Here is a 15,335-nt window from a genome sequence, read left to right as displayed (position 1 = left end):
ACAAGTCTATGTATATTTTTGCTAATATTAAAAATAGTTTAACCAAATACAAGGAGGCAGCCATGAACCCTTACATAATTGAAGAATTCGATAATGGACTTTTAGTATTTAAGATTAACAGGCCTGAAAAAAGAAATGCCATAAGCTATGAAGTTATGGATGGTCTGGAGATCGCACTTCAAAAGGCAGGTGAGAAAACAGTTAAGGCACTTGCGATTACCGGTGAGGGAGACCATGCTTTTTGCTCAGGAGGTGATCTATCTTCCTTTCACAGCTTAAAGACAGAAGATGAAGCATTTGGAATGCTAAGCAGAATGGCTGGTCTTTTAAAAAAAATACTATTCTTGCCAAAACCGACTATTGCCATATTGAATGGAACAGCTGTCGGCGGCGGGTGTGAGCTGGCTGCTGCATGTGATTACCGGATTGCCAATGCAGGAGTAAAAGCCGGTTTTATCCAGGGAACTTTAGCCATAACAACCGGCTGGGGCGGCGGTTCCATCATTATGGAAAAGATGCTTCCTGCCAATGCCATGAGAATGCTGATGGAAGCAAAATTATATTCTGATGAAGAATTAAAAGAATTAGGTTTCATACATTCTGTCTTTGAGGGGGATCCAATCAACGGGTGCAAGAGCTTTCTGGAAAGAATGCTCAGGCTTGAGAGTGAGGTTTTGGTAGCTTATAAAGACCTTCTTGTAAAAAAGTGGACTGCAGCTGGCTTGGAAGAGAGAATTGATCAAGAAGTTCGTCGCTGTTCGGCTTTATGGGAGGGAGAAGCGCACCATAATAAAGTTGACAGTTTCCTGAATAAGCCTTAAGCATATTCTTCCGACATAAGCGAAAAACCATTAATTTCCTGGGGATGAATAAAGTTACACTTTATAATATGATATCAGTCTATCTTTTCTAGCATTGGCATATGTATAAAGAAAAACACTAGGAGGGATACACTGATGTCTTCAACCCGTCAGGATGCTTGGTCTCAAGATGAAGATTTACTGCTTGCAGAAGTTGTGCTCCGTCAAATACGTGAAGGAGGAACTCAGCTTCAGGCATTTGAAGAAGTTGGCAAACAGTTAAGCAGAACCGCGGCTGCCTGCGGATTTCGCTGGAATTCCTATGTAAGAAAACAATATAAATCAGGAATTGAACTGGCAAAAAAGCAGAGAAAAGAAATGAAGAAAAGCCCGCAGGCTGCCCAAAGGGAACATGAGCTTCCTGCTGTTCCAGAGGAAAAAGAAGAAAGAAGAAATGAAAACTCAGTTCAGGCAAATAAAAGGACTATCGAGTTTGAGGAAATAGTCTCTTTCCTGAAAGAGTTATATGAAAATGCTCAGAAGCCTGTCTCAGAAGATCCTTATCCTAAAAAACGCATTCAGGAGCTTGAGAAGCAAATGTACTACCTGGCAGCTCAAAATGAAAAGCTAATTAAAGAATTAAATACGATGGAGCAGGATTACAAAGCACTGGTAGAAATTATGGAAAGTGCAAGAAAGCTTGTCGGTCTCAAAGACGGCACCCGCCACAAAAACCTAAATTTTACTGTGAATCCCGATATAAAGCCTGAGAAGGTGGAGAAGTAGATGAATCGTAAATAAATAGAAATAAGCGGACAATAATAGTCCGCTTATTTAATGCCTTAATTTTAGTAGGCAGCAGCTTAATGGGTTTGTTCTTTAACCCCTGCAGGGAACCAGGCCAGCGGATTCTCTCCCAGGTCGCGTTCCATATCATAATGGACGGGTTCAAATCCTATTTTCTCCCAGAAGGCTTTCGATTTTACGCGTGGATTTGTTTTAATAGGAAGTCCAAATCCTTTGGCAAATTCTACAAGTGTCTGGCCATAGCCTTTATTTTGATAGTCAGGCAAGACTTCAAGCTTCCATAACTCCAAATAATCCTGTGCGGGTTCGAAATATCGGTCGAATCTTGCTTCTATCTGGTAAAGGCTCATGCGTGCTACAAGTTTATCTCCAAAATAAATGCCGTAGAAAGGCGACTCACTGTCATTTTCAATAATATTAGCTTCAAGGTCTTCAAGCATGGAAAGCTCCTGCAGTCCATACTCTTTAAATTTCTTAAACTCTTCCAGTGTTTTATAATTTACTTTTAATTTTTCAACTTTATAGTTCATAAAATCTCCCCCTTAGCCATCGGTGTATCGGACTTCTGCAGATGTAACCGCTTTATAATGCCTTCCTAATAGTTGAAAGGTTTTTTCTATGTCTATTATTATATAACAATTAAACAAAAAATTCTGCACATATGAAAAACTTAATATATTTTTAGTTTTTTTACAAAAAACAGAAAGCGTTTACAAAATCAGCAGGAAATAGGCAGAAGATTGTAGAAATATATATTATTGCAGGATTACTACAATGAGAAAGGGGACCGATTGTGCGAAAAATTCTGATTGCCAACAGGGGAGAAATTGCTTTAAGGATAATAAAAACCTGCCGTGAAATGGAAATTGAGACAGTTGCCATATATTCTGATGCAGACAAAGACCTGCCATTTGTTAAAGAAGCTACATATGCTTTCCGTATAGGTGAACCGCCTGTTAATAAATCTTATTTAAAGACAGACGCCATTCTGGAAATTGCAAAGAATGAAAATGTGGATGGAATTCATCCTGGATATGGATTTTTATCAGAAAACTCCGGCTTTGCAAGAGCTGTAATTGATGCGGGGATTGCTTTTATTGGACCAGATCCAGAAACCATTGAATTAATGGGGGATAAAATTGTATCCCGCAAAACCATGAAGGAAGCGGGAGTACCGGTTGTCCCAGGAAGCGGAGAGGGAACATCCACACTTGAGGAAGCATGCATGCTTGCAGATTCTATGGGCTATCCAGTTATGCTGAAGGCCAGCGGCGGAGGCGGAGGTATTGGAATGGTGCGCTGTGAAAATGAGCAAGCGCTCGTTAAGTCTTTCGACTCCACAAAAGCCCGTGCCAAAGCCTATTTTGGTTCTGATGAAGTATTTGTCGAGAAATATATAGAGAATGCCAGACACGTCGAAATACAGGTGTTTGGTGACCATCATGGGAATATCGTACATTTATTTGAAAGAGATTGCTCTATTCAGAGGAGACATCAGAAAGTAGTGGAGGAATCACCATCACCTTTCCTTTCAGAGCAAACAAAACAAAAGATGTATGATACGGCTTTGACAGCTGCCAAAGCAGTCAATTATAAAAATGCCGGAACAATTGAATTTATTGTGGATGAGCAGGAGAACTTTTATTTTCTTGAAATGAACACAAGACTTCAGGTTGAACATCCCGTAACTGAACAAGTAACTGGGCTGGATCTTGTAGAGTGGCAGCTGCTTGCAGCAAGAGGTGAAAAGCTGGCGCTGCAGCAAAATAGTATTAAGCAGGTTGGCCATTCAATTGAATTTAGGCTGTATGCTGAGGATCCCGTAAGCTTTATGCCTTCTCCCGGCAAATTGTCTAAATTTGAATGGACAGATTCCCCGGGAATACGCGTTGATTATGGATATGCTTCAAATACGGCAGTCAGCCCATTTTATGATCCAATGATCGCAAAATGCATTATTTATGGCCAATCAAGAGATGAAGCGATAGAAAAGGCCTTGCAATTCTTTGATGGACTGAAAATTGAAGGCATTAAAACGAATGCACCATTATTTAAAGAAATAGTAAAAGACGAAGATTTCCGTAAAGGGAATTATTCTACATCATTTCTAGCGCAGAAGGCTTTTGCCGTTAACTAAAAGGAGGAAATTTCAATGAAAGAAATTACATCATCAATGGCAGGTACTGTATTGAATGTTTTGGTCGAAGCGGGTCAGGAGGTTAATGCAGGCCAGGAAGTATTAATGCTTGAATCAATGAAAATGGAGATTCCGGTTGAAAGCGAAGCTGCTGGAAAAGTAGCTGAAGTGAAGGTAAGCATAGGAGATTTTGTTAATGAAGGCGATGTGCTAATCGTATTCGAATAAGAAGGCTGGGACATGGATATCCAGTGACTGGGGAGCTGGCGCTGAGCCCCGTCTGCTCCTTGCAGCAATACGCAAGTTTAACGAAGTATGGAAAATTCATATTTTAGGAGGATGGAAATGACCACTGCAAAGACATTAACTGAGACGCTGCAGGAAAGAAGCAGGGTAATAGAAGCTGGCGGACATCCAAAATATCATGAAAAGAATGAAGCCCAAAACAAACTCTTTGTCAGAAGAAGGCTGGAACTCCTGTTTGATGACGGATTCTACGAGGAAGATGGCAAGTTTGCGAACTGCCAGGAAAGTGATCTTCCGGCAGATGGGGTTGTAACAGCAGTTGGAAGGATAAATGGCCAGACCGTTTGCGTAATGGCTAATGATTCCACAGTAAAAGCCGGTTCCTGGGGTGCGAGGACGGTTGAAAAGATCATCCGTATACAGGAAACGGCAGAAAAGTTAAAAGTTCCGATTCTTTACCTGGTTGACTCTGCCGGTGCCCGTATTACGGATCAGCTTGAGATGTTCCCGAATAGACGCGGAGCAGGAAGAATTTTTTATAACCAGGTAAAACTTTCGGGCATGGTACCGCAGATTTGTCTGCTTTTTGGACCTTCTGCTGCAGGCGGAGCTTATATCCCTGCGTTTTGTGATATCGTTATTATGGTAGATCAAAATGCATCTATGTATCTGGGTTCGCCAAGGATGGCGGAAAAGGTTATAGGGGAGAAGGTCACCCTGGAAGAAATGGGCGGCGCCCGCATGCATTGTTCTGTCAGCGGCTGTGGTGATGTGCTTGCATATAGTGAAGAAGAGGCTATTGAATCAGCAAGAAGATATTTGGCGTACTTCCCTGCAAGCTTCAAAGAAAAACCAGTGAAGCTCGAGGCGGTAATGCCCAAATCCGGCCGCAGCCTTGAAGAAATTATCCCTAAAAATCAAAATGCCCCATTTGATATGTATGAGTGCATTGATTCCTTAATTGATGAAGGCAGCTTTTTTGAAATTAAGAAACTTTTTGCTGCGGAACTCATTACGGGACTTGCCCGGATAGGGGGGAGGCCTGTAGGGATTATTGCCAACCAGCCAAAAGTTAAAGGCGGGGTTTTATTTGTAGATTCTGCTGATAAAGCAGCGAAATTTATTCAGCTTTGTGATGCTTTCCATATTCCGCTATTATTCCTTGCAGATGTCCCTGGATTTATGATTGGGACTAAGGTTGAAAGAGCGGGGATTATCCGGCATGGTGCAAAGCTTATTGCTGCGATGAGTTCTGCAACAGTGCCGAAAATTTCAGTTGTCGTCAGAAAGGCATATGGAGCCGGATTGTATGCAATGGCTGGGCCAGCGTTTGAACCTGATTGCTGTATAGCCCTCCCTACAGCACAAATCGCTGTAATGGGTCCTGAAGCAGCAGTAAATGCGGTTTATTCCAATAAAATCAATGCGATTGAAGACCCGAAAGAAAAGGTTAAATATGTACAGGAAAAACAGCAGGAATATAAAGAAACAATTGATATCTATAAGCTTGCCTCTGAATTAATTGTTGACGATATTGTTGCACCTTCAGAATTAAGAAATGTTTTAATTAACCGTTTTAATCTGTATGAGACTAAAGAATTGACATTCAGCGTCCGCAAACATCCGGTTTATCCAGTTTAATACTTTACCCTTTAAAAAATCCCTTTTTCGATTTTCGAAAAAGGGATTTTTTTAAAGGATTTAGCTGATGAAAAATGGAATTAAGAAAATAAATATTGGTATTAACGATTAAAACATTCCATTTTACCCATGAATTTATCTTATTTTGTTAAAATATACTTAAAAAGTAAAAATGGTGGAGTCTGTTATGAGAATAGCTATTATCGGAGGAGGCGCCATTGGCCTTCTGTTTGCCCATTATTTGAATGAAAATCATGAAGTGCGTGTTTATATTAGAAACGATAGTCAATTGCAAAAGCTGCGCATAAAAGGACTTACAATCGAGAGAAAAGGCATTCTCAGCAATGCCCCCGTCAATGCATTTCATTTTAAAGAATGGAAGGGGGAAGAGGATTTAACAATCATTGCGGTTAAGCAATACAGCATACCTGAAGTTGTAAAGGACTTATTGGAAATGACTGCTGGCCAGTCTGGATCATTTTTATTTTTGCAAAATGGCATGGGGCATTTGAAGTGGGCTGAAATGCTTGAAGCGGATAATCTTTATGTGGGCAGTGTAGAGCATGGTGCTTTAAAGTCAGAGCCTGACATAGTGCTGCATACTGGGATTGGGGTCACCAAAGTGGCTGCTTTAAAGGGAAATGTGGAACTTTTATCGAAAATATCCGATTCGGCATCTTGTTATTTTCCTTTTAAATTTGTCGGAAATCCCAAGGGAATGCTAATTGAAAAATTAATCGTAAACTGTGTTATAAATCCGCTCACTGCAGTTCTCCGTGTGAGAAATGGTGACCTCTTAGCAAATAAATATTATCATCAGCTATTTTTGAAGTTATTTGAAGAGGTAAGTGCCATATTAGATATTCCTGATAAAGCAGGTGCATTAACCCATGTAAAAAGTGTCTGTGAGGAAACCGGGATGAACAGATCCTCAATGCTTAAGGATATCGAAGAAGGCAGAGAAACAGAGATAGATGCTATTTTAGGCTATATCCTGGAGGAAGCTGAAAAGAAGAAGATGTCTGCTCCATATTCTGAAAGTCTTTATTGTCAGATCAAAGGCAGGGAGTAAAAAGGGGGAAATGAGTTGAACACTGTGTTCTCAAGCCTAATTGCAACATTGGTGACCATACCGCTGCTCGGATATCTGGCTGTTTTTATTATCAGCAAACAAATTACTAAAAAACACAAAAGATCTGTACATATTGCCCTGGATGTCAGCACATTATTATTTATTTTGGCGGTTCACTATTTAATTATCGTAATCTGGGATAAATCCTATTTATGGATGATAGTCCTATCCCTGCTGATTACAGCGGTCACTTTTATTATCATGCATTGGAGAATTAAGCAGGAGATCAATCTGCGTATCTTATTCAAAGGGTTCTGGAGATTCAATTTTTTACTCTATTTCACCGCTTATATAGTTCTGATGTTAATTGGGCTCGTTCAAAGGGTAACTTCTGTTGTCTTTATTCCATAGTAAGCAGGTCTGAGAACATAATTATTTTACATTTAGAATTAAAGCATTTAGGTAAGCAAAGTTTTTTTCTTTTCAATTAAGACAATGCTATACTCATAAGATGAAAATTAAAATTGATCAGCTATGAGAAAGGAAGTTCATTAATGGAGATTCTTAATCTCTCATTGCCGGCAACAAACCGGTTTGCAACAGATTATATTGCACAAACAGAAGAAATTATGCAGTTTTTTCACTATCGTTATAATTCTGACTCTGATTATAAAGCACGGTTAGCTGAACTGAGGGGCCGGTCGTTTATGAGAAATGAACTTTCTCAATATATTGGAGAGTTTATGGATCGATTTCCTTCTTCCCCGGCTGTTCATGACTCACTTAAGAAGCTGAAGCAAGAAAATAGTGCAGTGATTATCGGAGGGCAGCAGGCAGGAATTTTGACGGGACCTCTTTATACTATACATAAAATCATCTCAATCATAAATCTTGCAAAACAGCAGGAAAGTGAGCTGGGAATTCCTGTTGTTCCGGTATTCTGGATTGCGGGGGAAGATCATGACTATCAGGAAGTAAATCATATTTTCATCGAGAAGAATCATAAAATGGAAAAAATGACATATCCTGAAAAAGTTTTAGAGAAGAAGATGGTTTCAAATATCCCTTTGAACCGTGAAAAGTGCAGGGCGTGGGTGGAAGACATCATTGAGACTTTCGGAGAGACGAAACATACAAAAGATCTGCTTCTGAGTTTAGAAGAAATCATTATGCATTCTCAAACCTATGTGGAGTTCTTTGCCGGCATTATCATGCATTTATTTAAAGAAACAGGGCTTCTTCTGGTTGATTCCGGTGACCAAAAGCTTCGCAGACTTGAAAGCAGCATTTTTGGCAAACAGATCAAAGGTTTTGAAGATATTACAAAACGTGTGAAAAGCCAGCAGCAAAATTTAGAGAATGCTGGGTTTCCAAATGCCATCGACATAAGTGAAAGTGCTGCTAACCTATTTTATTATGACGAAAAGCATAAGGAAAGAATACTTTTGGAGTTCAATCAGGAGAAAAAGGTATTTACGGGTAAGGAACATACTCACGAGTTCACAATGAATGAGCTTCTGGAGATTGCAGAAAATCATCCCGAACGACTGAGCAATAATGTGGTGACGAGGCCCATCACACAGGAATGCCTGTTTCCGGTTCTTTCCTTTATTGCCGGGCCAGGAGAAATTGCCTATTGGGCTGAACTAAAAATGGCATTTGAATGGTTTGGAATGAAAATGCCTCCTATCATGCCCCGTTTAAATATCACTATCTTAGAAAGGTCTGTGGAAAGTGATTTGCGAGAATTAGGACTTGATTTGCAGGGCGTGCTTGTATCTGGCACGGAATCAGAGAAAGATGAGTATCTGAGGAGTATTAAAAATGAAAGCATAGAAGCCCAATTCCGAAAAACAAAAGCTCAAGTAAAACAAAACTATGAGCTAATCGAAGAGCTTACAATGAATGAAGTTCACGCACTTCTGCCTATGTTAAAGAAAAATGAAGATCTTTTATTAAGGCAGATAGATTTCATGGAGAATAAAATCCAGAAATCCATCCAGCAAAAACATGAAGTAATCATTATGAAATATGAAAAAGCTGAAAACTACCTGAGGCCGGGTGGAGTTCCTCAGGAGAGAGTTTGGAATGTTCTCTATTACCTTAATAAATATGGGATGGATTTCCTTGAAGATTTTATTGATTACTCCTTTCATTTTGATGGGACACACAAAGTCATAAAAATTTAATATTCGCCATTATTCTTCGGACCTTTTCCATGCGGATGAGGTCTTTTTTTTAATGAGAAAGGGGTGAATTCCCTTTATTTCCTGACTATTCCCCCACATGAAAATCTGTGAAAAAACAGTAAAGACTTTAAAGAAAATGTAATAAAAAGACGAACGGAAAATGGGGGAATACCTTATGGGAAGCAGGATTTTATATGAAGTGGTAGAATAATTAAAAACATGTGGAGGAAAGTGGGGGATTGTGGTACATTTGAGTTAGAAAGTGGGTGCAGTGGGTATGTTCATGGGTGAGTTCCATCACAACGTTGATAATAAAGGCCGTCTCATCGTGCCAGCCAAGTTTCGTGATAACTTGGGTGAAACATTTGTTTTGACACGCGGACTTGATCAATGTTTGTTTGGCTACCCCATGGATGAGTGGAGGCAGCTTGAAGAAAAACTAAAGGGCCTTCCGCTTACCAAAAAAGATGCCCGTGCATTTACCCGTTTTTTCTTTTCAGGTGCCACTGAATGTGAAATTGACAAACAAGGAAGAATAAATATTGCTTCCCCGCTTCTGCAATATGCAAAATTGGAAAAAGAATGTGTAGTGCTGGGCGTTTCCAATCGGATCGAGATATGGAGCAAAAATCTTTGGGAAGATTATTTTGCAGAATCAGAGGAATCTTTTGCTGATATTGCGGAAAACATGATTGGGTTTGATATATAATGGGAATGTTTTAGTAATATAATTTCCCATGATACAAAGATATTTGTTTAGCTCCAGATGCCTATAATGCGTCTCGTGCTTCTCGGATTGGAAAGGTGGATTCATACAACAATGTTTGAACATACAACAGTGCTATTAAAAGAAACAGTAGAAGGCTTAAATATCCATCCTGATGGAGTGTATGTGGATTGTACACTGGGCGGCGCAGGACACAGCGAATTAATTCTTACCCAGCTGTCTGAAAAGGGAAAGCTGTACGCATTTGACCAGGATGACACAGCAATTGCACACGCAAAAGAAAAACTGTCTGAATATGGTGACAGAATTACCATCATCAAAAGTAATTTCAAGTATCTTCAGGAAGAGCTTGCAAACCTTGGTGTTTCAAAAGTAGATGGTGTTTTATATGATCTTGGCGTTTCATCACCTCAATTGGATACACCTGAAAGAGGTTTCAGCTATCATAATGATGCCCCGCTTGATATGAGAATGGATACAAGCGCTGACATTTCCGCTTATGACGTAGTAAACAGCTGGGAATATGGTGAACTTGTGAAAATTTTCTTCAGATATGGAGAAGAGAAATTCTCGAAGCAAATTGCGAGAAAGATTGAAGCGGCCAGGGAAGTTTCCCCGATAGAAACAACAGGCCAGCTGGTTGAGCTGATAAAAGAAGCAATACCTGCTCCTGCCAGACGAAAAGGCGGGCATCCCGCCAAACGTGTATTTCAGGCCATTAGAATAGCTGTTAATGATGAACTTGGTGTATTTGAGGATTCTCTGCACCAGGCTATTGACATATTAAATCCCAATGGAAGAATCAGCGTGATCACGTTTCATTCATTGGAGGACCGGATTTGCAAAGCTGCCTTTAAAAAAGCCAGTGAAACACCAAATCTGCCTCCCGGCCTCCCGATTATTCCAGATGAATATAAACCAATCATAAAGCTCATTAACAGAAAGCCGATTCTGCCTTCAGAAGAAGAGCTGGAACACAATAATCGTGCAAGGTCCGCTAAACTGAGAATTGCAGAGAAGCTTTAAGCGATTTAGTATACTCATGCAGAGAATAAATAAAAAATTTACAGGAGGGGAATTATGAGCAATTTAGCCCGAAAAATTCAGGAAGAAAAACAATTTGATGTGCAAACCCAGCCCGTCCAGGCTCCCAAGAAATTATCAAAGAAGTCATGGCTTTCCCCCGGGGAAAAAATACTGGGACTTGCTTTCACTGGCATTGTTTGTTTTGGTGCAGTACAAATGGTTTCAAACCAGGCATCCATATACGAAGTGAATAAAGAAATTCAGCAAACAGAAGAAGCAATCCAAACGCAGAATAAAGTGAATACAGATCTCGAAATGCAAGTGGGCGAATTAAGTACATACGAGCGCATTAAAGCAAAAGCTGAGGAAATGGGACTTAAATTCAGCGGAAATAATGTCAAGGTCGTGGAAGATTAATGAAGAAACAGCCAAATATTAATTTTGGAGCAGCGATATTATTTTTAATATTCAGCCTGCTCTTTTTTGTATTAATTTTCCGCTTTGTTTCTATTCAGGTTACAGGTGAAGCAGCGGGACATGCACTTGCTGCAAAAGCTCAGCAAAAATATGAACGTGAAAAGACAATTCAGGCCAAAAGGGGTACTATTTATGACCGCAATGGTGAAGTCATTGCCGAGGATACTATTTCCTACAAGCTGGTAGCAATCCTCGATAAAAGCATGAAGCCGGATTATGTGAAAGACCCTGAAAAAACAGCAGCGGCGCTTTCAAAAGCTATTGATCTGGAAGAGTCTGAGATATATAGGATCCTGACGAAGAAAACCAAAGATGGGGAAACGCCATTTCAGGTGGAATTTGGTAAAGAGGGGCGCGATCTTCCGTTAAAGACAAAAAGAGAAATTGAAGATATGAAATTACCGGGGATTACATTTATAACTGATTCCAAACGGTTCTACCCAAATGGGGTCTTCGCCTCACATTTAGTCGGATATGTGGAAAAGAAAAAATCGAAGACGAATAAAACCGATACAGTAGGGATGCTGGGCCTTGAACAGAGTTTGAATGATGTGCTCACAGGAAAAGATGGAAAGTTCAGCTACGAAAGCGATATATGGGGCTATCTCCTCCCAAATGGAGATCAAAAAATCCAGCCGGCTCAAAATGGTAAAGATGTGTATTTGACAATCGACAAAAAGATACAGACTTTCCTCGAAGATTCCATGAATAAAGTAGATGAAAAGTATAAGCCGAAAAAGATGGTTGCTGTAGTTGCGGATGCCAAAACGGGTGAGATTTTGGCAATGGGACAGAGGCCATCCTTTCATCCGAAAACAAAGGAAGGCATTGAAGAGACATGGCATAATGAAGTGATCGAAAACTCATTTGAGCCCGGCTCCACTATGAAGATCTTTACCTTGGCCGCAGCCATTGAGGAGGGGAAATTTGATCCGAATGAATGGTTTAAATCAGGGAGTTATAAAGTAACAGAAAACTCACCTGCTATACGCGACCATAACCAGGGACGGGGCTGGGGGTCCATTACTTACCTTGAAGGTGTTCAGCGTTCGTCGAACGTGGCTTTCGCGAAAATAGTTAAAGAGAAGCTTGGTTATGAAAAATACAGGGAATATATAACAAAGTTTGGATTTGAAAATCCAACTGGAATTGACCTGCCGAATGAAACAGGCGGAAAAATAGCTTACGAGTGGCCGCTTGATAAAGTAACGACCGGATTCGGACAAGGTTCTGCCATTACGCCGATTCAGCAGGTACAGGCAGCTACTGCCATTGCAAATGACGGCAAAATGATGCAGCCTCATGTGATCAGCAGTATTGTTGATGGTGATAAAAATCAAGTCTTAAAAAAAACAAAGCCGGAAGTGAAGGGAAATCCAATCTCAGCAGAAACGGCCAAGAAAACCAGGGATATCCTGGAAACGGTTGTGTCTTCTGAAAATGGAACGGGCTACAAAAGGTATAATATTGAGGGCTATGAGGTTGCCGGAAAAACGGGGACTGCCCAAATCCCTGACCCAAATGGCGGAGGATATTTAACGGGACATGAAAATTTTATCTTCTCCTTTTTAGGCATGGCGCCAAAAGATGATCCTGAACTGATCATCTATGTAGCGGTCCAGCAGCCGGATATTGACCTCAGTACAAACGGTGCTGAGCCGGTTGCCAAGATTTTTACACCGGTTATGAAAAGCAGTCTTCAATATTTAAATATCGAGCCGGCAAAGGAACTAAAGGCAAACTCTGAACTAGCACCTGAAGTGGAAGGGAAAACAGTTGAAGAAGCAAAAGCAGAATTGAAAAAGTCCGGTTTCGAAGCAATTGTACTGGGAAAGGGAAGCAAGGTTGAAAGACAGGTCCCTGGAAATATGTACAATTTGCTGGAAGGAGAACGAGTAATCTTAAAGACGGAAGGCGAGTTAACTGTGCCTGATATGAATGGATGGTCGCTAAGGGACGTTATGAAGGTGGCAAAGCTTGCTGACTTAAAGCTGAATACCGTAGGAAGCGGATATGTGGTGAAGCAAAATCTGAAGGCTGGTTCTGCACTCAGGGAAGGTGACTATTTAATCGTCGAACTTGAGCCGCCTGCAGAGAAATATAATGAGGAAAACCTAGAATCAGAAGAGCAGCAGGAAGAAGAGGAAGCAGTGCTGGATTAAATTAGAACGTACTGCCGGATGAGCGGCAGTGCGTTCTATTCATTTATGTACAAGCATATATTGGAACGAGCCATAATCTAAGGAGGTTCGTCCGTACATGCGTGTTTCAAATGTAACCGTTCGAAAACGGCTGACTGTAGCGTTGTTTGTTGGTATTCTCGTTTTTTTTATTATTGATTTGCGTCTTGGATATGTTCAATTCTTTCTGGGGAATTTGCTTACAGATGGCGCAAAGGAACTCTGGAGCAGAGACATCCCTTTCGAACCGGAAAGAGGAGAAATCGTCGACCGCAACGGTGTTCCGCTGGCTACGAATGTCAGTGCCCCAACTGTCTATGTTGTACCCAGGCAAATAAAAGATCCTGCTGATGCTGCAGAGAAATTGGCTGCAGTGCTGAATATGTCAAAAGAAAAAGCTTATCAGCTTATCACAAAAAGAGCATCAAGTGTGAAAATCCCTGAAGGCCGAAAAATTTCCCATGAAAAAGCGAAAGAAATCCGTGCACTGGAAATTGAAGGCATATATATTGGAGAAGATTCAAAACGCCATTACCCTTTCGGGAATTATCTCTCGCATGTTTTAGGGTTTTCGGGAATTGATAATCAGGGTCTTATGGGTCTTGAATTATATTATGATGAAGAACTAAAAGGAAAAAAAGGATCTGTTAAGTTTTATGCGAATGCAAAGGGTGAACGGATGAACGATATGGCGGATGACTACAAGCCGCCGGTTGATGGAATGGATTTAAAGCTCACTATTGATTCCAAGATTCAGACTATAGTAGAAAGGGAGCTTGATATTGCTCAGGCTGAATACAATCCTGATGGAATAATAGCAATTGCCATGAATCCAAATAACGGAGAAGTTCTTGCCATGGCCAGCAGGCCCGATTTTGACCCTGCGAATTTTAGGAATGTACCCCCGGAAATTTACAACCGCAACCTGCCAATCTGGAGTACATATGAGCCCGGTTCCACATTCAAAATTATCACTCTGGCAGCTGCATTAGAAGAGGGCAAGGTAGACTTGGAGAAGGATCATTTCCACGATCCGGGATCTGTTGAAGTTGGCGGTGCAAGACTAAGATGCTGGAAAAAGGGCGGCCATGGCAGCCAGACTTATCTGGAAGTAGTCCAGAATTCCTGTAACCCCGGTTTTGTAGAGCTGGGTGAGAGATTAGGCAAAGAAAAACTGTTTAAATATATCCGCGACTTTGGGTTCGGCGAAAAGACCGGTATCGACCTGCAGGGCGAAGGGAAGGGAATTCTTTTTAATCTCGATCGGGTTGGCCCTGTTGAGCAGGCAACTACTGCTTTTGGACAGGGAGTTTCCGTGACCCCGATTCAGCAGGCAGCAGCCATTTCGGCTGCCGTTAATGGCGGAACACTATATACCCCTTATATAGCCAAAGAGCTTATTAATCCGGCTACCGGAGAAATATTGATGAAAAAATCACCTGATGCAAAGAGAAAAATAATCTCAAAAGAAACTTCAGATGAAATCCGAAAAGCGCTTGAATCAGTTGTGGCAAAAGGATCAGGAAAAAAGGCATTTGTCGACGGGTACCGTGTAGGCGGTAAAACTGGGACTGCACAAAAAGCGCAAAATGGCCGGTACCTGGAAAATAACCATATTGTATCATTTATAGGATTCGCACCTGCTGATGATCCGCAGCTTGTTGTTTATGTGGCTGTGGATAATCCAAAAGGAACTATTCAATTTGGCGGCGTAGTTGCTGCTCCGATTGTAGGGGAGATCATGGGGGACAGCTTGCGGGCCATGGGAGTAAAGCCGCGGAAAAATCAAATTGAAAAAGAGCTGACATGGATGGATTCCCCAATGATAGAAGTTCCTGATATGGTCGGCCTGACAAAAAAGGATCTGGGTGAGCTCTATCTTAACCTGAAAATTGATGCGAGCGGCACAGGAAATACAGTGGTCAAGCAAACGCCTCAGCCTGGCATCAAGCTAAAAGAAGGGTCAACGATCCGGCTGTATTTTGACGACAAATAAGAATAGAACTGAGGGCGGCATCATCCTGCGCCGCCTG

General features: G+C 41.0%; 14 protein-coding genes. 13 read left to right on the top strand and 1 reads right to left on the bottom strand.

The features are described from left to right. Nucleotides 1-62: 62 nt before the first annotated feature. Both QUF73_08910 and QUF73_08905 read left to right on the top strand, forming a co-directional pair. Nucleotides 63-821, top strand: coding sequence for an enoyl-CoA hydratase/isomerase family protein (locus QUF73_08910; protein MDM5226334.1), 759 nt, complete (start codon nucleotides 63-65; stop codon nucleotides 819-821). 135 nt (nucleotides 822-956) lie between these two features. After that, nucleotides 957-1,586, top strand: coding sequence for an RsfA family transcriptional regulator (locus QUF73_08905; protein MDM5226333.1), 630 nt, complete (start codon nucleotides 957-959; stop codon nucleotides 1,584-1,586). A 77-nt stretch (nucleotides 1,587-1,663) separates the two neighbouring features. Here the strand turns inward: QUF73_08905 and QUF73_08900 are convergent, their stop codons facing one another. Then, nucleotides 1,664-2,137 (bottom strand): N-acetyltransferase, encoded by a 474-nt coding sequence (locus QUF73_08900; protein ID MDM5226332.1) that lies wholly within the window; start codon nucleotides 2,135-2,137, stop codon nucleotides 1,664-1,666. A 263-nt stretch (nucleotides 2,138-2,400) separates the two neighbouring features. Between QUF73_08900 and QUF73_08895 the strand changes: the two genes are divergently transcribed. From QUF73_08895 to QUF73_08845, 11 genes are all read left to right on the top strand, one after another. After that, a complete protein-coding gene (locus QUF73_08895) occupies nucleotides 2,401-3,744 on the top strand; it encodes an acetyl-CoA carboxylase biotin carboxylase subunit (protein MDM5226331.1) in 1,344 nt (447 codons plus the stop codon). A 15-nt stretch (nucleotides 3,745-3,759) separates the two neighbouring features. Next, a complete protein-coding gene (locus QUF73_08890; protein MDM5226330.1) occupies nucleotides 3,760-3,972 on the top strand; it encodes an acetyl-CoA carboxylase biotin carboxyl carrier protein subunit in 213 nt (70 codons plus the stop codon). Nucleotides 3,973-4,089: 117 nt separating this feature from the next. Further along, nucleotides 4,090-5,631, top strand: a complete 1,542-nt coding sequence (locus tag QUF73_08885) for an acyl-CoA carboxylase subunit beta (GenBank protein ID MDM5226329.1) — start codon at nucleotides 4,090-4,092, stop codon at nucleotides 5,629-5,631. 187 nt (nucleotides 5,632-5,818) lie between these two features. Further along, nucleotides 5,819-6,703, top strand: a complete 885-nt coding sequence (locus QUF73_08880) for a 2-dehydropantoate 2-reductase (GenBank protein MDM5226328.1) — start codon at nucleotides 5,819-5,821, stop codon at nucleotides 6,701-6,703. A gap of 15 nt (nucleotides 6,704-6,718) precedes the next feature. After that, nucleotides 6,719-7,114, top strand: coding sequence for a DUF3397 domain-containing protein (locus QUF73_08875; protein MDM5226327.1), 396 nt, complete (start codon nucleotides 6,719-6,721; stop codon nucleotides 7,112-7,114). Between the two features lie 143 nt (nucleotides 7,115-7,257). After that, complete coding sequence (bshC, locus tag QUF73_08870) at nucleotides 7,258-8,892, top strand: bacillithiol biosynthesis cysteine-adding enzyme BshC (protein MDM5226326.1); 1,635 nt, start codon at nucleotides 7,258-7,260, stop codon at nucleotides 8,890-8,892. Between the two features lie 277 nt (nucleotides 8,893-9,169). After that, on the top strand, nucleotides 9,170-9,601 hold the full coding sequence (gene mraZ, locus QUF73_08865) for a division/cell wall cluster transcriptional repressor MraZ (GenBank protein MDM5226325.1): 432 nt from the start codon (nucleotides 9,170-9,172) through the stop codon (nucleotides 9,599-9,601). Between the two features lie 111 nt (nucleotides 9,602-9,712). Next, nucleotides 9,713-10,645, top strand: coding sequence for a 16S rRNA (cytosine(1402)-N(4))-methyltransferase RsmH (gene rsmH / locus QUF73_08860; GenBank protein ID MDM5226324.1), 933 nt, complete (start codon nucleotides 9,713-9,715; stop codon nucleotides 10,643-10,645). 54 nt (nucleotides 10,646-10,699) lie between these two features. After that, nucleotides 10,700-11,062 carry a cell division protein FtsL gene (gene ftsL, locus QUF73_08855; protein ID MDM5226323.1) on the top strand — a complete coding sequence of 121 codons (363 nt, stop codon included), beginning with the start codon at nucleotides 10,700-10,702 and terminating at the stop codon, nucleotides 11,060-11,062. Beyond that, nucleotides 11,062-13,284 carry a penicillin-binding protein gene (locus tag QUF73_08850; GenBank protein MDM5226322.1) on the top strand — a complete coding sequence of 741 codons (2,223 nt, stop codon included), beginning with the start codon at nucleotides 11,062-11,064 and terminating at the stop codon, nucleotides 13,282-13,284. The genes ftsL and QUF73_08850 overlap by 1 nt, the downstream gene beginning before the upstream one ends. A 97-nt stretch (nucleotides 13,285-13,381) precedes the next feature. Continuing rightward, nucleotides 13,382-15,298: a stage V sporulation protein D gene (locus tag QUF73_08845; protein ID MDM5226321.1), complete on the top strand. Its 1,917-nt coding sequence runs from the start codon at nucleotides 13,382-13,384 to the stop codon at nucleotides 15,296-15,298. The last annotated feature ends 37 nt before the right edge of the window (nucleotides 15,299-15,335 follow it).

Source organism: Cytobacillus sp. NJ13 (assembly GCA_030348385.1).
Taxonomy (GTDB): Bacteria; Bacillota; Bacilli; order Bacillales; family Cytobacillaceae; genus Cytobacillus.
This window is presented reverse-complemented; position numbering and strand designations above follow the sequence as displayed.